This window comes from Pseudomonas sp. NY15181, assembly GCF_048068055.1.
Taxonomy (GTDB): Bacteria; Pseudomonadota; Gammaproteobacteria; order Pseudomonadales; family Pseudomonadaceae; genus Pseudomonas.
In genome coordinates this window covers 161,281-180,061 of record NZ_JBLUPT010000004.1, presented here as the reverse complement: position 1 = coordinate 180,061, position 18,781 = coordinate 161,281, and the positions used below count along the sequence as shown (strand labels likewise).

Genomic DNA, 18,781 nt, shown 5'->3' with positions numbered 1-18,781 from the left:
ATCCCCCGCAGGTGTTTCCTGCGGGGGATTTTTTTGTCTGGTGTTCGGGATTGGGCTTTACGTAAGCGAGCTTGCTCACGAACATCGGAGCAAGGCACGCCCTCACCCTAACCCTCTCCCGGAGGGAGAGGGGACTGATCGGCGCAGGATGAAACCGTGACATCAGCCGGCACGGACGGCCCCCTCTCCCTGGGGAGAGGGTTGGGGTGAGGGGATAAATGCGCGCGCCGAGGTCCGTTCGCGAGCAAGCTCGCTCCTACAACGGCAGGTCAGTGCAACTTGTCCCGCTTGGCCAGGCTCGGGAACAGCTTCATCCAGGCACCCGTGACGATCAGCGTCCCGACCCCGCCCAGCACCACCGCCGGCACGGTGCCGAACCAGTGGGCGGTGACGCCGGATTCGAACTCGCCGAGCTGGTTCGAGGCGCCGATGAACAGGCCGTTCACCGCGCTGACACGGCCGCGCATCTCGTCCGGGGTTTCCAGCTGCACGAAGGCGCCACGGATCACCATGCTGATCATGTCCGCCGCGCCCAGCACCACCAGCACCGCCAGGGAGAACCAGAAGGAGGTCGACAGGCCGAAGGCGATGGTGGTGACCCCGAAGATGCCCACCGAGAGGAACATGATCCGCCCGACGTTGCGCTCGATGGGGAAGCGCGCCAGCCAGAACGACATCAGCAGCGCGCCCACCGCCGGTGCCGAGCGCAGCAGGCCCAGGCCCCAGGGACCGGTGAGCAGGATGTCCTTGGCGAACACCGGCAGCAGCGCGGTGGCGCCACCCAGCAGCACGGCGAACAGGTCCAGGGAGATGGCGCCGAAGATGTCCGGGCGGCTGCGGATGAAGCGGATGCCGGCCAGCAGCGACTCCAGCGTGGCCTTGCCCTGGACGGCCGGTGCTTGGCGCGACGGCAGGGTCATGACCAGGGTGCAGGCGATGAAGTACAGCACCGCAGTCGGGGTGTAGACCCAGAAGGCGCCGAAGGCATAGAGCAGGCCGCCGAGGGCGGGCGCGGCGATGGTCGCCGCCTGCATGGCCGAGGCGGAGGCGGCTACGGCACGGGGGAATAGCGGGGAGGGCACTATGTTCGGCAGCAGCGCCTGGGTGGTGGGCATCTCGAAGGCGCGCGCGGTACCGAGCAGGAAGGCCATCACGAAGATCATCTCGCGGGTCACGTTGTCGGTACTGGCGCCCACCACCAGCGCCACCGCTACCAGGCCCTGGCCGATCTGGCAGAGCGAGGCGATGCGCCGGCGGTCGTAGCGATCGGCGACGTGGCCGGTGTGCAGCATGAAGATCACCCGCGGGAGGAATTCCACCAGTCCCACCAGGCCCAGGTCGAGCACGTTGTGGGTCAACTGGTAGATGTGCCAGCCGATGGCCACGGTGATCATCTGGAAGGCGCTGGCGGTGCAGACGCGGGCGAGCCAGAAGGCGAGGAAAGGGCGGTGACGCAGCAGGGACGTGGCTTCGGCAGGCATGGCGGCGGCTTTGAAAGAAAGTTCGTTAGGGGGCTAAGCAAGGGCTGCGAAGCGTAGCACGGTGTAACACTTCTCCGCCTGTCGCCGGCGAAATCCGCAATTGGCGATTAGTCTCGACTGGTCGACTAAAATTTTCAGCACCGCGACAAGCCGCCCGATTGACTTTGCTTCGCACTATTGAGGTGCGTTAAAGTTGACAGAAGAGTCAGGTTTTACTGCAGGATCCTTCCTTCGGCGCCATCCCCGAGACGCCCGCGATTGTGCGGCCTCCGAACTCTCTCCAGCACAGAAAAACCACATGGGCGGGCCTGTTCCGTCCAGAGGATGAACCATGTCCAACCGTGATATTTCCCGGCGCGCCTTCCTGCAAGGCGGGCTGATTGCCGGTGTCAGCGTGACCATGGCACCGCTCGGCAGCCGGGCCTTCGCTGCCCTGATGGAAAACTCCGTCACCGTCTCGCCCCAGCAGTGGATGGGCCACGACGGCAAGGCGCGTTTCCGTAACGATGCGCTTTCCAAGGTCTGCGGCAACAAGGTGTTCGCCCGCGACATCCGTTCCAAGGACATGCCCGGCTGGCCGCAGCAGCAGGGCCACGCCATGCTGCTCAAGATCACCAAGGCCGACCGCATCTTCGACGGCATCGACCTGTCCTGGCTGGGCGCCGAGCTGCAGCCCGACCGCATCGTCACCGCCGAGGACCTGAAAAGGGACGGCATCGCCTGGCCCGAAGCCCACTCGCCGGACCCGCTGCTGCCCAAGGGCCAGGTACCGATGTTCATCGGCCACCCGGTGGCGATCCTGATCTGGCACGACTTCGAGCGCTATCGCCAGGCCAAGCTCAAGCTGAAGTTCAACGACAAGGCGATCCGCTACGGCGCCCAGGCGCCGCTGTTCCAGCGCGACCCCTACGGCAGCTTCCGTTTCGTCCGCGTGGGCGGCAAGACGCCGTTCGACGACGACGAGTTCTCCAGCCTGAAGGACTCGATGCTGTTCCCCACCATCCTCAACCGCAAGCCGGTGTGGACGTCCGAGCCCAAGCAGCACGGCGACCTGACCGAGCAGGGCATGTTCTACGCCCAGCAGATCAAGCAGCAGATCGACAACCCGCCGGAGAACTGGCTGGTCTTCGACCAGCGCTACAAGACCCCGTCCATCGAGCCGGCGGCGCTGGAGCCGGACAACGGCAACGGCTGGTACGACCCCAAGACCGGCACCCTGCACTTCGTCGTCGCCACCCAGTGCCCGTTCGAGGTAGCCAGCGAAAGCGTGCACATGATCAAGCCGTCGCGCTTCGCCCTGAACAAGCTGAACATGCACCCCGGCTACACCGTGGGCTACGGCTCCAAGGACAACAACATCTTCGTCTTCTACGCCGCGGTGGCCGCGCTGTACGGCGAGGGTGTGCCGGTGCGCCTGGCCAATGACCGCTACGAGCAGTTCCAGAGCGGCATCAAGCGCCACCCGTTCGATATCCGCTATCAGTTGGCGGTGGACAAGAAAGACCTCAGCTTCAAGATCTTCCGCGCCGACATGAACGTCGACGGCGGCGGCCGCATCAACTACAGCCCCTCGGTGGCAGCGGTGGGTGCCACGGCCGCGCAGTCGATCTACTACATGCCGCAGAACGACCTGTCGGTGACCGCCTACCACTCGCGCGGCGTGGAAGCCGGCTCGATGCGTGGCTACGGCACCCTGCAGACCATGGCCGCCACCGAGATGATGGTGGACGAAGTCGCCGGCATCCTGGGCGTCGACGCCATCGAGCTGCGCCGCGTCAACGCGCTCAAGTCGGGCATGAAGAACACGCAGGGCGCCGTGCCCGCCGGTGCGCTGCGCCTGCACGAGATCCTCGACAAGGCCGCCGCCCACGACTGGTGGAAGAACCGCGACGCCCGCAAGAAGGACATGGACGCCAAGGACCCGGACCACTGGTATGGCGTCGGCTTCGCCATCTGCCAGAAGGACTTCGGCACCGGTTCCGAATCGCCCATGGCGCACGTCGAGTTCGGCGCCGACGGCCGCGTGTTCCTGCGCCACATCGGTACCGAGCTGGGTACTGGCATGTCCACTTCCCAGGCCTTCGTGGTCGCTGACTTCCTCGGCCGCCCGGCGGACGAAGTGCGCACCGCCGAAACCGAATGGCCGGAGCTGCAGCTGACCACCAGCGGCAACCCCTACCTGATTAGCCAGGCCGACCAGGACGCCGCCCTGCGCAACCCGCGCTGGGTCGGCAAGCTGGCCTCGCCGTCCTCGGCAACCAACTCGGCCTACTACTTCAGCCACGCCACCCGCGAAGCGGCGCGTGTGCTGTTCAACCACGGCCTGTGGCCGGCGGCGCTGCACCTCTGGGGCAAGGGCCCGTTCGGTGGCTCGGCCAACCCGCTGGTGGTGCGCCGCGAAGACGCCCACTGGGTTGACGGCAAGCTGACCGCCAATGGCCTGGAACCGCTCCCGTTCGCGCAACTGGCCCAGGTCGCCCATGAGCTGGGCCTGGTCACCGGCGCCAGCGTCCACGGCTTCAACCGCTGGAGCTGGGCGGAAGCCGACTTCGTGATCGACGGCGTGCGCGAGCGACTGCCGCTCGACGCGCTGGCGGTGAAGTACGGCAACGGTGCGCCCTCGGTGAAGAAGGCGCAGATGAGCAGCAATGGCTTCCACCTGCTGGACCGTCAGAACGCCGCCTATCCGTCGACCCAACTGAACAACGCCATGGTCACCTACTACAGCCCGGTGGCGACCATCGTCGAGGTGAAGGTGAACAAGGGCAGTGGCGAGGTTGCGGTGCTCAACCACCACAGCTGGATCGAGTGCGGCCGCGTGCTGGTACCGGAGCTGGTGAAAGGCCAGATCGAGGGTGGCACCGCCATGGGCATCGGCCATGCGCTGCTCGAAGACATGCCGCTGTATGAGGGTGGCCCGGGCGAGGGCGACTGGAACTTCAACCGTTACCGTCTCCCGAAGGCGAAAGACGTGGCCGTCTGGCAGCAGAGCTCGGAAATCCTTCCGCCGCTCTCGCCCAGCGACCCGTCCAAGGGCATCGCCGAAGTGGTGATGATCCCGGTGGTCGGCGCCATCGGCAACGCCGTGGCCCACGCCATCGGCAAGCGCGTCCGCGACCTGCCCATCACCCCCGCTCGCATCAAGGAGGCCCTCAATGGCTAACCGTCCGCTCAACCTGACCTTGAATGGTCAAACCGTCGGTCCGGTCGAGGTTCCCGAGGACCTGCCGATGATCGACTACCTGCACGAATACCAGAACCTCACCGGCTCGCGCCTGGGCTGCGGCCAGGGCATCTGCCATGCCTGCGTGGTGATCGTCGACAACCCCGACGGCACCAGCGAGGAAGTGCGCACCTGCATCACCGGCGCGCACTACTTCGAAGGCAAGAAGGTGCGCACCATCGAAGGCCACGCCAAGCGTGACGAGAACGGCGCGGTGAAGGAGCTGAATCCGATCCAGCAGAAGTTCGTCGACCGCTTCGCCTTCCAGTGCAGCTATTGCGCACCGGGCTTCGTCAACGCCGCCACCGTGCTGGTGGAGAAGGCCCAGCGCCAGCCGCTGAAGAAGAGCGAGCTGGAGGCGACCATCGAGGCGAGCCTGGGCCACCACATCTGCCGCTGCACCGGGTACGTGCGTTACTACAACGCCACCCGCGAAGTGCTGACCGATCTCGGCCTGGTCAAGGAGGGCTAAGCATGCAGCGCATTCTTTCCGGCCTCGCGCTGGCTGTCGGGCTCGGTCTGGCGGTTGGCGCCCAGGCGGCGGACCAGGAACTGATCAAGCGCGGCGAGTACGTCTCCCGCGCTGCCGACTGCATGGCCTGCCACACCGCCGAGGGCGGCGCGCCGTTCGCCGGCGGCCTGCCGATCCACTCGCCGTTCGGCACCATCTACGGCAGCAACATCACCCCGGACAAGGACTTCGGCATCGGCAACTACAGTGCCGACGACTTCTTCGCCGCCCTCACCGAGGGCAAGCGCAAGGACGGCGCCAATCTCTACCCGGCCATGCCCTACACCTCCTACCACCTCATCAAGCGCGAGGACAGCGATGCCCTCTACGCCTACCTGATGAGCCAGACGCCGGTGCACCGCGCCGCGCCCGAGACCAGCCTGAGCTTCCCGTTCAACGTGCGGCTGGGCCTGACGGGCTGGAACATGCTCTACGGCAAGAGCGTCCAGATGGAAAACACCGAGGGCAAGAGCGACGCCTACAAGCGCGGCCAATACCTGGTGGAAGTGCTCGGCCACTGCGGCGAGTGCCATACCCCGCGTAACCAGATCGGCGCCCTGCAGCAGGACAAGCGCTTCACCGGCGGCCTGCTCAACGGCTACAGCGCGCCCAGTCTGCTGGCCCAGGATCTGGCCGAGCGCGGCTGGACCAGCGCCGACCTGACCGGCTTCCTCAAGCACGGCATGAGTCCCCAGGGCAGCATGTTCAACGAGATGTTCCCGGTGATGCACCTGAGCACCCAGCACCTGGGTGACGAGGACCTGGCCGCAATGTCCACCTACCTGCTCGGCGATCAGCCTCAGCAGGCCAAGGTGGTGCAGGCGGTGGCCGAGGACAAGCTCAGCGACAGCGCCAAGCGCGGCCGCCAGCAGTACCTCAACGTCTGCGCCGGCTGCCACGGCAACGACGGCGAGGGCAAGCCGCACATCGCCGTGGCCATGCAGGGCAACACCACCCTGCGCCTGGCCGATTCGCGCAACCTGGCCAAGGTCATCGTCGAGGGCATCCGCGAGCAGCAATTCACCGGTTTCGAGCGCATGCAGCCTATGCCGGGCTTCGCCGACAAGCTCAGCGATGAGCAGCTCGCCGACCTGATCAACTACCTGCGCCAGGCCTGGGGTGGTCTGCCGGGCGACATGGGCGTACAACAGGTCGCTCAACTCAAAGCGGAGTAAGTCGTGCAGCATCTCGATCTGCAAGTCGTCCGTCAGGCGCTCAAGTGGTCCGCTGTCGGCCAGCGCGTCTGGCTGTGCACCGTGCTCTTCACCTACGGCTCGGCGCCTCGCGCGCCGGGCTCGCTGCTGGCGGTCAACGCCAGCGGCCAGTGGGTGGGCTCGCTGTCCGGCGGCTGTGTCGAGGATGACTTCCTCGAACGCGTCGCTGAAGGCGAGTTTGGCGATCCGGTGGCCGTCGTGCGTTACGGCGATGGCAGCGACACGCGTTCGAACGTCCGCCTGCCCTGCGGTGGCATCCTCGATGTGCTGGTGGAGAACCTCGCGTCGGATTGCGACGTGCAGGCGCACCTGCGCGAGCTGGAATCGGCGCTGCTCGGCCAGCGTCGCCTGCTCCGCGAAGTGAGCCTGGTCGATGGGGCGCGCCGCCTGGGCGACGACCACGACCACGGTCCGCGCGTGGAGCGCGACGAAGCCAGCGTGCGCCTGCGTGTGGGCGCCGCCCAGCGCCTGCTGCTGGCGGGCTACTCCAGCGTCGCGCATTTCTGCGCGGAGTTCGGCAAGGGCCTGGGCTTCGAAGTGATCCTCTGCGATCCCCGCGAAGAGGCGCTGGATGGCGTGGTGCTGGACGGCATCGAGATCCGCCGCGAACTGCCGTCAATCTTCATCGCCAACGGTGGCTGCCACGCGGACACCGCCGTGGTCGCGCTGACCCACGACCCGAAGATCGACGACCTGGCGATGCTCGAAGCGGTGCGTACCGAAGCCTTCTACATCGGCGTGATGGGCTCGCGCACCACCTCCGAGAAGCGCCGCGAACGCCTGCATCGTATCGGCGGCCTGAGCGAGGCTGAGCTGGCGCGCATCCACGCGCCCATCGGCCTTAACCTCGGCAGCAAGACCCCGGCGGAAATCGCCCTGGCGGTCCTCGCCGACATCCTGCGCACCCGCAGCGGTATCGCTCGCGAGGCGCTGTGACGGTTGTTGCGCTGGTCCTGGCCGCAGGCGCAGGCTCGCGCTTCGGCGCGGACAAGCGCCGTGCGACCTTGCCTGATGGCCGCAGCCTGCTCGCCCATAGCGTCGAGCGGGCCCAGGCCGTGTTCGATGAGGTGCGCGTGGTGCTGCGTGACGGCGAGCGGGCGGGCGACTTCGATCTGCCGACGGGCTGCCACGTTATCCACAGCCCGGACGCCGCATCAGGCATGGGCCATAGCCTGGCCGCGGGTGCGGCTTCATTGCAGGATTCGGACGCCCAGGCCGTCGCCATCCTGCTCGGCGATATGCCCTGGATCGCCCCGGAAACCCTGCGCCAACTGGACGAAGCCGCCACGGCCTCGACCATCCTCTTCCCGCTTTACGACGGCCAGCGTGGACACCCCGTGCTGTTCGGTCGTGAATTCTGGCCGGCGCTGACGCAGCTCACCGGCGATGAAGGAGCTCGGGCTGTGGTCCAAGCGCATCGCGGTCGCTGCGTCGTTGTCGAGGTGAATGACCCGGGCGTGCTGCGCGATGTGGATACCCCGGACGCATTGCTCTTGTAGGAGCGGACTCCGTCCGCGATCCGCTTAGCACGAAAACTTCGCGGACGGAGTCCGCTCCTACGGTTACTTCTCTGCTTCAGCGCTGCCCCAGCCACTCGGCGATACGTGGCCAGATTTCATGACTGGCATTGCGCGACAGCAGTAGCCGGTTGTGGCTGTAATCCTCGCGATGGCCTTGCCCCGCGCCGAACAATTCCAGCTTCGCGTCCATCCCGCCGAAGGCCGCCACCAACGCTTCGCAACCGGCGAGCGGTGCGATGAAGCGGTCGCCGCTGCCCGCCACGCCGAGCACCGGCAGCTCGACGCCGCCCAGGCCGGCCAGATAGTCGAAACCACTCAACGAATCGAAGCGCCGCCGCAGGTTCCACTGGCACCACTGGCGCATCAGCCGCGCGCTCTCCGCTTCCGGTCCGACGTTCTTCGGCCGGCCCGGCGAGATGCGCCGCCAGCGCAGCATCCAGTCGAACGCCTGGATGGTCAGGCGATGCCGCAGGCTGGCGCCCGCCGCCGTGGCCTGAGAGCCCAGCAGCACCAGACCGCGCAGTTTCTCCCTGGCCAGTTCCGGGTTGCGTGCCGCCCACATCGAGGCGATCAGCCCGCCACCGGAGTGCCCGATCCAGAACAGCGCTGAATGGCCGCTGCGCTGGCGCACGGCATCGAGGATCGCCGGCACGTCCTGCTCGGCGACGTCATCGAAGCTGTGGCGGAAATCGTTGCGCCCGCTGTCGCCATGCCCGCGCCAGTCGAACACCCAGCAGGAAAAACCACCGCCGGCGAGATGATTGGCCAGCCCCATGCAACTGCGGTGATTGGAATAGGTGCCGTGGGTCAGGACGACCGGCACGCCGTCCGATGGCCCCAGGCGTCGCAGAGCAAGGGCAACCCCGTCGGCGGTACGAATGAGCTCCGGGCCGGCGTGCTGGGGCGCTGTCGCAGGACCTGGGGTGTCGGGGCGAACGGGCTGGAAGGTCTCGGACATCGGCGCGGCTCTCGGAAAGGGCCGTCCCATGCTGCTCCCGCGCGCAGGCAGGAGCAATCCCAGGTGCTTACTTCGTCGCTTTCAACACTACGAATTTCGGATTCGCCGCCACTTGTTCCACGCCACGGAACAGGCGCTTGAGCTTGGCGTGATAGCCCAGGTGGCGATTGCCGACTATCCACAGCTCGCCACCGGTGACCAGCGCGGCGCGGGCCTGCTGGAACATGCGCCAGGCAAGGAAGTCGCCGACCACCTGTTGCTGGTGGAAGGGCGGGTTGCACAGCACCAGATCCAGTGAGTCGGCGGCCTGGCTGGCGAGGCCGTCGTCGGCGTGGATATCCACAGGGCGGTCGCCGAAGGCGGCCTGCCAGTTTTCCCGGGCCGATTGCACGGCCATGTAGGACTCGTCTACCAGCGTCAGGTCTGCCTGCGGATTCAGCTGGGCGAAGGCGATGGCGAGCACGCCGTTGCCGCAGCCCAGGTCGGCGGCGCGTACTGCGTGGTGGTAATGCGGGAGGTGCGGGAGGAAGGCGCGGGTGCCGATGTCCAGGCCATCGCGGCAGAATACGTTGGCGTGGTTGACCAGCGTCAGCGCCGGCTTGTCCAGGCGGTAGCGGGTGGGGTAGGGCGAGGTCGGCGTCGGGCGCTGCTCGGCGGTGGCGATCAGCAGGCGGGCTTTCTTCACGGCGAGGGATGCCTGCATCGGACCGATGTACTTTTCCAGCAGGTCGCCGGCGGCACGCGGCAGGTGTTTGATCATGCCAGCGGCGACCACCTTGGCACCCGGCGCGAGCTGGCCGTGCAGGCGGATCAGCTGTTCCTCCAGCAGGGCGAGGGTCTTGGGCACGCGCACCAGGACGTGGTCGAACGGGCCTTGCGGGGTTTCGCTGGCGGGGACGAAGGTCAGCGGCGCGGCCGTCAGCCCGTTGAGCTCCAGATTGCGCCGCAGGGCGATACAGCCCAGGTGCGAGTCGCCGCTGCTGGTCAGGCGCACATGGGGTGCAAGGCTGGCGGCGAGGGCGCCGAAGCTGTCGTTGAGCACCAGGACCCGGGTGTCCGCGCTGACGCCTTGCTCATGCAGGTGATTGAGCAGGTACTCGTCGGCCGCATCGAAGGCCTGCAGCGGGTCGCCCTGCTGTTCAGGGTGGCGGACCAGGTCGAGCTGGGCGAAGGGGCTGGCGAGGACGGTCATGGGGCTCTCGAGCGGGCGTTTCGGATGGGTGGTTCCGGCGACCGCCGTAGGTCGGCCGGAAACCGGAAATTATCGCCTATCCGCGAGGCTTTCGTCTGCGTTGTGCCCTGACGAGCGATGACCACAAGCCTTGCGGGTGTTTCTCGCGCCCCCAATACGGGAAAATGGGTCGGTTCTTGTGAAAGGAGCGGACGATGACCGCCAGCGAAGAGAAGTTCACCCGCCAGACCCTGCTGGACGTGCAGACGCTCACGCCGAGCCTGTTCACCCTGCGCACCACCCGCGACAGTGGCTACCGCTTCCGCGCCGGGCAGTTCGCCCGCCTGGGCGTGTACAAGCCCAGCGGCAGCATCGTCTGGCGTGCCTACTCGATGGTCTCGGCGCCCCACGACGAGTTCCTCGAATTCTTCTCCATCGTGGTGCCTGATGGGGAGTTCACCAGCGAACTCAGCCGTCTGCGCGTCGGCGACCAGTTGCTGGTGGACCGCCAGGCCTTCGGCTTCCTCACCCTCGACCGCTTCCCCGACGGCCGCGATCTCTGGCTGCTGGCCACTGGTACCGGCCTGGCGCCCTTCCTGTCGATCCTGCAGGACTTCGAGGCCTGGGAGCGCTTCGAGACCATCAAGCTGGTCTACAGCGCCCGCGAGGAAAAAGAACTCGCTTACCGCGAGCTGATCGCCAGCTTCGCGGGGATGGAGCACCTGGCGGAGCACATCCACAAGCTGCAGTTCATCCCGGTGGTCACCCGCGAGAGCGTGCCCGGCTGCCTGAATGCGCGGATCACCACGCTGATCGAGAACGGCGAACTGGAGCGTGCCGCCGGCCTGGAACTCAGCCCGGAACATTCGCGGGTGATGCTCTGCGGCAACCCGCAGATGATCGACGACACCCGCGCCGTGCTGAAGGCGCGCGGCATGAGCCTGGCGCTGACACGCAAGCCCGGGCAGATCGCCGTGGAGAATTACTGGTAGGGCATTGTCCGCTGGGGACGAGGATTGCCCACCCCGTCGACGCGACGGGGTGAGCCGGGGTATCAGGACGAGCGGTTGCGCTGCTCCTTGAGCAGGTCGCGGATTTCGGTCAGCAGTTCCTGGTCCTTGGTCGGCCCGGCCGGCGCGGCTTCTTCCTCGCGCTTGAAGCGGTTGATGGCCTTCACGCCCATGAAGATGGCGAAGGCGACGATCAGGAAGTCCAGGCAGGTCTGGATGAATTTGCCGTACGCCATCACCACGGCCGGCGCGTTGCCCTCGGCGGCCTTGAGGGTGATCGCCAGGTCGGAGAAGTCCACGCCACCGATCAGCAGGCCGATGGGCGGCATGATCACGTCGCCGACGAAGGACGAGACGATCTTGCCGAAGGCGGCGCCAATGATGATACCGACGGCCATGTCGACCACGTTGCCCTTGACGGCGAAGGCCTTGAACTCGCTAAGCAGACTCATGCAGGAACTCCTTGTAACAGAGGGGACAGGTGGGCAGTTTAGCGGCCCGCCGCCACCTGAACACCCCGAATCGTTCAATGACCGACGGTGCTGGGCGCTTTTGCCGGGTGGGCTAGGCTTATCGGGCAACCCATCCATTTAAGGAGGTCCGCCATGCCACTCGAGCATCATCCCTTGTCCCGCGAATTTCCCGACCAGAAGGCACTGATGACCCGGTTGCACGGGAAGGACGCCACCTTCACCCGCCTCGCCGCCAACTATGAGGAGCTGGACAAGAAGATCTACGACATCGAGGACGGCCGCCAGGCGATGGACGACCTCTCCCTCAACTCCCTCAAACTGCAACGCGTGACGCTGAAGGACGAGATCGCCGACCTGCTCAAGCGATCCGGCTGAGCTTGATCGATATCAAGGGTGTGAATTGGAGCGAGGCGTAGGCTCCTCTCATCTCATTCCAATCGGTGCCACCGCCATGCGTAAAGCCCTTTCGTCCTCTGGCAAGTCCGTCACCAAGTCCAGCCAACGCAATGTCGAAGTCCTTCGTGCCCAGGAGCGCCTGGTGCGCCTGAAGCTGCAATACGAACTGCTGGACCAACGCATCGGTCGGGTGGAGGAGGGCATCGAGCGTCCCGACGGCACCCTGGCGTCGCTGCGCATGCGTCGCGAAAGCCTCAAGTACGACATGGAGTGCCAATATCGCCGCCTGGCGGGCTGAGGACCTCCTTGCGATCTGCTGCGCGTCGGCATAACGGCGTTGAAATCGGTTTCGGGATGCTCATTTACTGCGCGTAAACTCCGCTCCCGTAACCGATTGACGCGCTGTGCTCGCCCTTCGGGCCAGCCTAAAGGCTGTTACTCCCGTTGGTCGTTTCGCCTTGTTCTGCTCTAGCTCGCGAGATCGTAAACAGATCCTGATGCGCCTGGCCTGATTGGCTATGATGCGGGCTTTGTCTTCGACGGAGTCCGCTCATGGCCAAGGCCAAGCGCATGTACGGCTGCACCGAGTGCGGCGCCACCTACCCGAAATGGGCCGGCCAATGCCCTGATTGCGGCGCCTGGAACACCCTGGTCGAGACCGTCATCGACACCACGCCCACCGGCGGCTCGGGCAGCAGCTCTTCCGGCCGTGGCGGCTGGGCCGGCCAGCAGGCCAACATCAAGACCCTCGCCGAAGTCAGCGTCGAAGAGATGCCACGCTTCTCCACCGCCTCGGCGGAGCTGGACCGCGCCCTGGGCGGCGGCCTGGTCGACGGCTCGGTAGTGCTGATCGGCGGCGACCCCGGCATCGGCAAATCCACCATTCTCCTGCAGACCCTCTGCAACATCGCCACGCGCCTGCCGGCGCTCTACGTCACCGGCGAGGAATCCCAGCAGCAGGTTGCCATGCGCGCTCGCCGCCTGGGGCTGCCGGAAGACAAGCTCAAGGTCATGACCGAGACCTGCATCGAAAGCATCATCGCCACGGCGCGCCAGGAGCAACCCAAGGTGATGGTGATCGACTCGATCCAGACCATCTTCACCGAACAGCTGCAATCGGCCCCCGGTGGCGTCGCCCAGGTGCGCGAGAGCGCGGCCCTGCTGGTGCGCTTCGCCAAGCAGAGCGGCACAGCGATCTTCCTGGTCGGCCACGTCACCAAGGAAGGCTCCCTGGCCGGCCCGCGCGTGCTGGAGCACATGGTCGACACCGTGTTGTATTTCGAAGGCGAGTCCGACGGCCGCCTGCGCCTGCTGCGGGCGGTGAAGAACCGCTTCGGCGCGGTCAACGAACTGGGCGTGTTCGCCATGACCGACCGGGGCCTGAAGGAAGTTTCCAACCCTTCGGCGATTTTCCTGACCCGCGCCCAGGAATCGGTGCCCGGCAGCGTGGTCATGGCCACCTGGGAAGGTTCGCGGCCGATGCTGGTGGAGGTGCAGGCGCTGGTGGACACCAGCCACCTGGCCAACCCGCGCCGCGTGACCCTCGGCCTGGACCAGAACCGTCTGGCCATGCTGCTGGCGGTGCTGCACCGCCACGGCGGCATCCCGACCTACGACCAGGACGTGTTCCTCAACGTCGTCGGCGGGGTGAAGGTGCTGGAAACCGCATCCGACCTGGCGCTGATGGCGGCAGTGATGTCCAGCCTGCGCAACCGCCCGCTGGATCACCAGTTGCTGGTGTTCGGCGAAGTCGGCTTGTCCGGTGAGGTGCGGCCGGTGCCGAGCGGCCAGGAGCGCCTGAAAGAGGCGGCCAAGCACGGCTTCAAGCGCGCCATCGTACCCAAGGGCAACGCGCCGAAAGAGGCGCCGGCCGGATTGCAGGTGATCGCGGTGACACGCCTGGAGCAGGCGCTGGATGCGCTGTTCGAGTGATGATGCAGGCCCACGAATCGTAGTGCGTACAACCGTTCGCGGTTGTACGCCGTTTCACCCCGGTTGCCAGCTGGCGCGCTGGTCGAGTTCGAAGCGTTCTGTGGCAGTTTCTGTTTGGCGATTGTGTGGTCGGGGACCAACGCTAAACGGTGTATAACGTCGAACGTTATACGCCCTGCGCACCTGCTCCCGTGCAAGCGGACTCTTCAATGCTCGCTGAGCAGTGTCAGCTCCCGTTCCAGCAGCGATTCGTCGCCCAGGTTGAGTTCCACCAGCCGCCGCAGGTGGCTGATGGATTCCAGGTCGATGTGCTTGCAGGTGAAGCCCAGCAGCCCCTCGCGCTCCCAGGCCAGCTCGGCTTCCATGTAGACGTTGGCGTCGAAGCCGAGGTAGATGCGCACCTGTACCGGCTCGTCGGGCACCACCGCCCAGTGTTCGGGGCGCTCGACCAGCACGCCCTGCAATGACAGGTCGAGCAGGGTGACCTTCCAGCGCTGGTCGCCCTGGCTGATTTCCGTGCCGGCATCGAAGGCGATGCGCTGGAAGCGCCGGCGCTCGGCGTGATCGTCACTCATTGTCGTGGCTCTCCGGCCGTTTCTGCTTCGCCTCACTATAGACAAAGCACCGGTGATGCGTCGTACACCATTTTCCGAGCTTTCGTCCGTCAGCCACGTCCGGTGCGGGTTTGACAGTCCTCAGTCGCTCGCCAAAGCTCTTGGGGCGTCAATCCAATACCAATTGTGGAGTGCAGAACATGGATAAGAAGTTCGTATACAAGGGGCTCATTCTCGGGGTGCTGAGCGTTGCCAGCCTTGTAGTGCAGGCCGATGAGGCCGGACAAAGCGGTCACGGCTGCGGCTGGGGCAACATGGTCTTCGAAGGTCAGCGCGGCCTGTTCCCGCACCTGCTGGCCACCACCACCAACGGCACCTCGGGCAACGCCACCTTCGGCCTGACCTCTGGCACCAACGGTTGCGATGCCAACCAGCGCATCGGCTACGGCGGCCGCTCGATCTTCGCCATGAACGGCATGCTCGACAATATCGCCGAGAACATGGCCCAGGGCCATGGCGAGGCACTGGACGCCTATGCCGTCCTGCTCGGCATCCCCACCGAGGACCGCGCGCATTTCGCCCAGGTCACCCAGCAGCATTTCAGTGAGATCTTCACCTCCCAGAACGCCACCGGCGAACAGGTGCTGAACAACACCCTGGCGGTTATGAGCCGCGACCAGGTGCTGGCGCAGTACGCCAAGCAACCGGCCTGACCTTCGTTCGACCCGAAAGGCCCGCCAATCGGCGGGCTTTTCATTGGCGCAGCGCGCCGCCGGGCGGTATTTGACTTCGGGCAATAAGCACGTAACCGCTCTAGACTAAGGTCGTATGAATGGGTCGCGGGAAAGGACTAGAATTTTTCTGCGAATTCTCGCCTTCAAACTGTCGGAAGCCTCGCTATGAACAATAACAACAACCTGCTACGTCACCTCGCATGGCTGGTGGTGGCGATAGTCGGTGCCTTTGCATTAGGAGTCGTGGCATTGCGCCGCGGCGAAGCCATCAACGCCTTGTGGATCGTCGTCGCAGCAGTCGCCATTTATCTGGTCGCCTACCGCTACTACAGCCTGTTCATCGCCACCAAGGTGATGCAACTGGACCCCAACCGGGCGACCCCCGCGGTCCTCAACAACGATGGCCTGGACTACGTCCCGACCAACAAGCACATCCTCTTCGGTCACCACTTCGCCGCCATCGCCGGCGCCGGCCCGCTGGTCGGCCCCGTACTGGCGGCGCAGATGGGCTATCTGCCCGGTACGCTCTGGCTGATCGCCGGCGTGGTACTGGCCGGTGCCGTGCAGGACTTCATGGTGCTGTTCATCTCCAGTCGCCGCAACGGCCGCTCGCTGGGTGAGCTGGTGCGCGAGGAAATGGGGCAGGTGGCGGGGACCATCGCTCTGTTCGGCGCCTTCCTGATCATGATCATCATCCTCGCGGTGCTTGCCCTGATCGTGGTGAAGGCCCTGGCTGAAAGCCCGTGGGGTATGTTCACCGTGCTGGCGACCATTCCGATCGCGATCCTCATGGGCGTGTACATGCGCTACATCCGCCCGGGCCGCATCGGCGAGATTTCCGTGGTAGGCGTAGCCCTGCTGCTGGGTTCCATCTGGATGGGCGGGCAGGTTGCCGCCAGCCCCGAGTGGGCCCCGGTGTTCACCTTCCACGGCGTGCAGATCGTCTGGATGCTAATCGCCTACGGCGCCATCGCCTCGGTACTGCCGGTGTGGCTGCTGCTGGCGCCGCGTGACTATCTGTCGACCTTCCTGAAGATCGGCACCATCGTTGCCCTGGCCATCGGCATCGTGATCGTTTCGCCGGAGCTGAAGATGCCGGCCCTGACCCAGTTCACCGACGGCACCGGCCCGGTGTGGAAGGGCGGCCTGTTCCCGTTCCTGTTCATCACCATTGCCTGTGGCGCCGTCTCCGGCTTCCACGCGCTGATCTCCTCGGGCACCACGCCCAAGCTGCTCAACCGCGAACCCGACGCCCGCTATATCGGCTACGGCGGCATGTTGATGGAGTCCTTCGTGGCCATCATGGCGATGGTCGCCGCCTCGGTGATCGAGCCGGGCATCTACTTCGCCATGAACAGCCCGCCGGCCGTGGTCGGTGCCGACGTCAACGCCGTGGCGGCTACCGTCAGCAGCTGGGGCTTCGCCATCACCCCGGACGTGCTGGCCCAGACCGCCAAGGACATCGGCGAGACCACCATCCTGGCCCGTGCCGGCGGCGCGCCGACCCTCGCCGTGGGCATCGCGCACATCCTTCACCAGGTGCTGCCGGGTGAGAACACCATGGCCTTCTGGTACCACTTCGCGATCCTCTTCGAGGCGCTGTTCATCCTCACCGCTGTCGACGCCGGCACCCGTGCCGGCCGCTTCATGCTGCAGGACCTGCTGGGCAACTTCGTCCCGGCCCTGAAGAAGACCGACTCCTGGGGCGCCAACATCGTCGGCACCGGCGGCTGCGTCGCGATGTGGGGCTGGCTGCTGTACCAGGGCGTGGTCGACCCACTGGGCGGCATCAACACCCTGTGGCCGCTGTTCGGCATTTCCAACCAGATGCTCGCCGGTATCGCGCTGATGCTCGCCACCGTCGTGCTGATCAAGATGAAGCGCCAGCAGTACGTCTGGGTGACTGCCTTCCCGGCCGCTTGGCTGCTGATCTGCACCAGCACCGCCGGTCTGATCAAGCTGTTCGACAGCAACCCGGCCGTCGGCTTCATTGCACTGGGCAAGAAGTACGCGGCAGGTCTGGACGCCGGGCAGATCATCGCCCCGGCCAAGGACATCGGCCAGATGCAGGCCGTGATGATGAACGCCTACATCAACGCCGGTCTCACCGTGCTGTTCCTGCTGGTGGTGTTCAGCGTGCTGGTGTACTCCATCAAGGTCGGCGCCAGTGCCTGGACCAAGAAGGAGCGCACCGACAAGGAAGCGCCGTTCCAGCCGATTCCGGACGCGTGAGGGAGGTAGATCATGTTCAACGACCTCAGCCGCATGGGTAAGTATCTTGGGCAGGCCGCGCGCATGCTGGTCGGCATGCCTGATTACGACACCTACGTTCAGCACATGCAGAACAAGCACCCGGACAAGACTCCGATGACCTACGAGGAGTTCTTCCGCGAGCGCCAGGAGGCGCGCTACGGTGGCGGCAAGGGACGACCAATCCGCTGCTGCTGACCACACGGATAGGTGTATAACGGACGGGCCGCGAGCGATCGCGGCCCGTTTTCATTTCTGCCTGTTTTCAATTCTGATTGCCTGGATGTTCCCATGACCGATTCCGCAAGCGCGCCGCAGATTCCGGTGACCGTCCTCACCGGCTTTCTCGGGGCGGGCAAGACCACCCTGCTCAAGCACATCCTCAAGGCCGAGCATGGCCTGAAGATTGCCGTGATCGAGAACGAATTCAGCGACACCCCCATCGACGGCCAGCTGCTGGGCGACGATGCGGTGCAGGTGATGACGCTGTCCAACGGCTGCGTCTGCTGCACCATCAACACCGACCTTGAGCGTGCGCTGTACGTGCTGCTGGAGCGGCGCGACAACGGCGAGCTGGATTTCGACCGCGTGGTGATCGAGTGCACGGGCCTCGCCGACCCGGCTCCGGTGGCGCAGACCTTCTTCGTCGACGAGACCCTGCGTGAGCGCTACCTGCTCGACGGCATCATCACCCTGGTGGATGCCGCCAACGCCGATCGCCACCTGCAGGAAGCCATCGCCCAGGCCCAGGTCGGTTTCGGCGACCGCATCCTGGTGAGCAAGGGCGACCTGGTGTCGCCGGAGCAGTTCGAGGCGCTGCTGGAGCGCCTGCAGCGCATCAACCGCCGCGCCGAGATACACGCCGTGAAGCATGGCGCCATCGAGCTGGAGCGCCTGCTCGACGTGCGCGGTTTCAACCTCAACGCCGATGTCGGCCTGCGGCCGCTGCTGCGTCCCGTGCGCCCGGCGGCGGACACCACCGACCGCATCACCACCCTGGTGCTGCGTAGCGAGCGTGCGCTGGACATCGAGCGCCTGAGCGCCTTCATGGACGACCTGCTGCAATGGCACGGCAATTCGCTGCTGCGCTACAAGGGCGTGCTGAACATCGCCGATGAGGCGCGCCGCCTGGTGTTCCAGGGGGTGCTGCGGCTCTATGGCTTCGATTGGGACACCGAGTGGAAGAGCGACGAGACGCGTGAGAGCGTGATTGTCTTCATCGGTGACAACCTGCCGGAAGAGCAGATTCGGCAGGGGTTCGAAGCGATCACGGGCGGATCTGCCGCCTGAATGAAAACGCCCGGCCAGTGCCGGGCGTCTTCATTTGGTTCTTCTGTAGGAGCGAGCTTGCTCG

Annotated in this window: 18 protein-coding genes; 13 read left to right on the top strand and 5 right to left on the bottom strand. The window is 65.6% G+C overall.

All coding sequences use genetic code 11. The features are described from left to right. Nucleotides 1-269: 269 nt before the first annotated feature. The gene (locus tag ACNFBT_RS12550; RefSeq protein WP_416749728.1) at nucleotides 270-1,481 is read right to left on the bottom strand and encodes an MFS transporter; all 1,212 of its coding nucleotides are present in this window, start codon (nucleotides 1,479-1,481) and stop codon (nucleotides 270-272) included. A 331-nt stretch (nucleotides 1,482-1,812) separates the two neighbouring features. Between ACNFBT_RS12550 and ACNFBT_RS12545 the strand changes: the two genes are divergently transcribed. Genes ACNFBT_RS12545 through ACNFBT_RS12525 form a run of 5 tightly spaced genes read left to right on the top strand, consistent with a single transcriptional unit; the run spans nucleotide 1,813 to nucleotide 7,928 of the window. Continuing rightward, nucleotides 1,813-4,644: a xanthine dehydrogenase family protein molybdopterin-binding subunit gene (locus ACNFBT_RS12545; protein ID WP_416749726.1), complete on the top strand. Its 2,832-nt coding sequence runs from the start codon at nucleotides 1,813-1,815 to the stop codon at nucleotides 4,642-4,644. Then, the gene (locus tag ACNFBT_RS12540) at nucleotides 4,637-5,176 is read left to right on the top strand and encodes a (2Fe-2S)-binding protein (protein WP_416749724.1); all 540 of its coding nucleotides are present in this window, start codon (nucleotides 4,637-4,639) and stop codon (nucleotides 5,174-5,176) included. The genes ACNFBT_RS12545 and ACNFBT_RS12540 overlap by 8 nt, the downstream gene beginning before the upstream one ends. Before the next feature lie 2 nt (nucleotides 5,177-5,178). Then, nucleotides 5,179-6,390 carry a c-type cytochrome gene (locus tag ACNFBT_RS12535; RefSeq protein ID WP_416749722.1) on the top strand — a complete coding sequence of 404 codons (1,212 nt, stop codon included), beginning with the start codon at nucleotides 5,179-5,181 and terminating at the stop codon, nucleotides 6,388-6,390. 3 nt (nucleotides 6,391-6,393) lie between these two features. Then, nucleotides 6,394-7,365, top strand: coding sequence for an XdhC family protein (locus ACNFBT_RS12530; protein ID WP_416749720.1), 972 nt, complete (start codon nucleotides 6,394-6,396; stop codon nucleotides 7,363-7,365). Further along, nucleotides 7,362-7,928 (top strand): nucleotidyltransferase family protein, encoded by a 567-nt coding sequence (locus ACNFBT_RS12525; RefSeq protein ID WP_416749718.1) that lies wholly within the window; start codon nucleotides 7,362-7,364, stop codon nucleotides 7,926-7,928. The genes ACNFBT_RS12530 and ACNFBT_RS12525 overlap by 4 nt, the downstream gene beginning before the upstream one ends. 76 nt (nucleotides 7,929-8,004) lie before the next feature. On the opposite strand, the gene ACNFBT_RS12520 is transcribed toward ACNFBT_RS12525, so the two are convergent. Together ACNFBT_RS12520 and ACNFBT_RS12515 are read right to left on the bottom strand one after the other, a co-directional pair. Then, nucleotides 8,005-8,907 carry an alpha/beta fold hydrolase gene (locus ACNFBT_RS12520; protein WP_416749717.1) on the bottom strand — a complete coding sequence of 301 codons (903 nt, stop codon included), beginning with the start codon at nucleotides 8,905-8,907 and terminating at the stop codon, nucleotides 8,005-8,007. A 67-nt stretch (nucleotides 8,908-8,974) separates the two neighbouring features. Then, nucleotides 8,975-10,099: a methyltransferase gene (locus ACNFBT_RS12515; RefSeq protein WP_416749715.1), complete on the bottom strand. Its 1,125-nt coding sequence runs from the start codon at nucleotides 10,097-10,099 to the stop codon at nucleotides 8,975-8,977. A 194-nt stretch (nucleotides 10,100-10,293) separates the two neighbouring features. On the opposite strand from ACNFBT_RS12515, the gene ACNFBT_RS12510 reads away from it, so the two are divergent. Continuing rightward, nucleotides 10,294-11,070, top strand: a complete 777-nt coding sequence (locus tag ACNFBT_RS12510; RefSeq protein WP_416749713.1) for a ferredoxin--NADP reductase — start codon at nucleotides 10,294-10,296, stop codon at nucleotides 11,068-11,070. A gap of 62 nt (nucleotides 11,071-11,132) precedes the next feature. Here the strand turns inward: ACNFBT_RS12510 and mscL are convergent, their stop codons facing one another. After that, on the bottom strand, nucleotides 11,133-11,540 hold the full coding sequence (mscL, locus tag ACNFBT_RS12505) for a large-conductance mechanosensitive channel protein MscL (RefSeq protein WP_416749711.1): 408 nt from the start codon (nucleotides 11,538-11,540) through the stop codon (nucleotides 11,133-11,135). A 153-nt stretch (nucleotides 11,541-11,693) separates the two neighbouring features. Here mscL and ACNFBT_RS12500 point away from each other — a divergent pair, with 153 nt between their 5' ends. From ACNFBT_RS12500 to radA, 3 genes are all read left to right on the top strand, one after another. After that, nucleotides 11,694-11,936 carry a YdcH family protein gene (locus ACNFBT_RS12500; protein WP_416749709.1) on the top strand — a complete coding sequence of 81 codons (243 nt, stop codon included), beginning with the start codon at nucleotides 11,694-11,696 and terminating at the stop codon, nucleotides 11,934-11,936. 76 nt (nucleotides 11,937-12,012) lie between these two features. After that, nucleotides 12,013-12,255 carry a hypothetical protein gene (locus ACNFBT_RS12495; protein ID WP_416749707.1) on the top strand — a complete coding sequence of 81 codons (243 nt, stop codon included), beginning with the start codon at nucleotides 12,013-12,015 and terminating at the stop codon, nucleotides 12,253-12,255. A gap of 254 nt (nucleotides 12,256-12,509) precedes the next feature. Then, the gene (radA, locus tag ACNFBT_RS12490) at nucleotides 12,510-13,889 is read left to right on the top strand and encodes a DNA repair protein RadA (RefSeq protein WP_416749705.1); all 1,380 of its coding nucleotides are present in this window, start codon (nucleotides 12,510-12,512) and stop codon (nucleotides 13,887-13,889) included. A gap of 206 nt (nucleotides 13,890-14,095) precedes the next feature. On the opposite strand, the gene ACNFBT_RS12485 is transcribed toward radA, so the two are convergent. After that, nucleotides 14,096-14,464: a PilZ domain-containing protein gene (locus ACNFBT_RS12485; RefSeq protein WP_416749703.1), complete on the bottom strand. Its 369-nt coding sequence runs from the start codon at nucleotides 14,462-14,464 to the stop codon at nucleotides 14,096-14,098. Between the two features lie 179 nt (nucleotides 14,465-14,643). On the opposite strand from ACNFBT_RS12485, the gene ACNFBT_RS12480 reads away from it, so the two are divergent. The 4 genes from ACNFBT_RS12480 (at nucleotide 14,644) to yjiA (ending at nucleotide 18,717) form a co-directional block, all read left to right on the top strand. Beyond that, on the top strand, nucleotides 14,644-15,156 hold the full coding sequence (locus ACNFBT_RS12480; RefSeq protein ID WP_416749701.1) for a DUF3015 domain-containing protein: 513 nt from the start codon (nucleotides 14,644-14,646) through the stop codon (nucleotides 15,154-15,156). 186 nt (nucleotides 15,157-15,342) lie between these two features. After that, complete coding sequence (locus ACNFBT_RS12475; RefSeq protein WP_416749699.1) at nucleotides 15,343-17,409, top strand: carbon starvation CstA family protein; 2,067 nt, start codon at nucleotides 15,343-15,345, stop codon at nucleotides 17,407-17,409. Between the two features lie 12 nt (nucleotides 17,410-17,421). After that, the gene (locus tag ACNFBT_RS12470) at nucleotides 17,422-17,625 is read left to right on the top strand and encodes a YbdD/YjiX family protein (protein WP_015478970.1); all 204 of its coding nucleotides are present in this window, start codon (nucleotides 17,422-17,424) and stop codon (nucleotides 17,623-17,625) included. Nucleotides 17,626-17,718: 93 nt separating this feature from the next. Beyond that, nucleotides 17,719-18,717: a GTPase gene (yjiA, locus tag ACNFBT_RS12465; protein WP_416749697.1), complete on the top strand. Its 999-nt coding sequence runs from the start codon at nucleotides 17,719-17,721 to the stop codon at nucleotides 18,715-18,717. The last annotated feature ends 64 nt before the right edge of the window (nucleotides 18,718-18,781 follow it).

What these genes read in the sequence shown, in the direction of transcription:
- ACNFBT_RS12550 (WP_416749728.1), bottom strand. Translation starts at nt 1,481, where the DNA reads ATGCCTGCCGAAGCCACGTCCCTGCTGCGTCACCGCCCTTTCCTCGCC.
- ACNFBT_RS12545 (WP_416749726.1), top strand. Translation starts at nt 1,813, where the DNA reads ATGTCCAACCGTGATATTTCCCGGCGCGCCTTCCTGCAAGGCGGGCTG.
- ACNFBT_RS12540 (WP_416749724.1), top strand. Translation starts at nt 4,637, where the DNA reads ATGGCTAACCGTCCGCTCAACCTGACCTTGAATGGTCAAACCGTCGGT.
- ACNFBT_RS12535 (WP_416749722.1), top strand. Translation starts at nt 5,179, where the DNA reads ATGCAGCGCATTCTTTCCGGCCTCGCGCTGGCTGTCGGGCTCGGTCTG.
- ACNFBT_RS12520 (WP_416749717.1), bottom strand. Translation starts at nt 8,907, where the DNA reads ATGTCCGAGACCTTCCAGCCCGTTCGCCCCGACACCCCAGGTCCTGCG.
- ACNFBT_RS12515 (WP_416749715.1), bottom strand. Translation starts at nt 10,099, where the DNA reads ATGACCGTCCTCGCCAGCCCCTTCGCCCAGCTCGACCTGGTCCGCCAC.
- ACNFBT_RS12510 (WP_416749713.1), top strand. Translation starts at nt 10,294, where the DNA reads ATGACCGCCAGCGAAGAGAAGTTCACCCGCCAGACCCTGCTGGACGTG.
- mscL (WP_416749711.1), bottom strand. Translation starts at nt 11,540, where the DNA reads ATGAGTCTGCTTAGCGAGTTCAAGGCCTTCGCCGTCAAGGGCAACGTG.
- ACNFBT_RS12500 (WP_416749709.1), top strand. Translation starts at nt 11,694, where the DNA reads ATGCCACTCGAGCATCATCCCTTGTCCCGCGAATTTCCCGACCAGAAG.
- ACNFBT_RS12495 (WP_416749707.1), top strand. Translation starts at nt 12,013, where the DNA reads ATGCGTAAAGCCCTTTCGTCCTCTGGCAAGTCCGTCACCAAGTCCAGC.
- radA (WP_416749705.1), top strand. Translation starts at nt 12,510, where the DNA reads ATGGCCAAGGCCAAGCGCATGTACGGCTGCACCGAGTGCGGCGCCACC.
- ACNFBT_RS12485 (WP_416749703.1), bottom strand. Translation starts at nt 14,464, where the DNA reads ATGAGTGACGATCACGCCGAGCGCCGGCGCTTCCAGCGCATCGCCTTC.
- ACNFBT_RS12480 (WP_416749701.1), top strand. Translation starts at nt 14,644, where the DNA reads ATGGATAAGAAGTTCGTATACAAGGGGCTCATTCTCGGGGTGCTGAGC.
- ACNFBT_RS12475 (WP_416749699.1), top strand. Translation starts at nt 15,343, where the DNA reads ATGAACAATAACAACAACCTGCTACGTCACCTCGCATGGCTGGTGGTG.
- ACNFBT_RS12470 (WP_015478970.1), top strand. Translation starts at nt 17,422, where the DNA reads ATGTTCAACGACCTCAGCCGCATGGGTAAGTATCTTGGGCAGGCCGCG.
- yjiA (WP_416749697.1), top strand. Translation starts at nt 17,719, where the DNA reads ATGACCGATTCCGCAAGCGCGCCGCAGATTCCGGTGACCGTCCTCACC.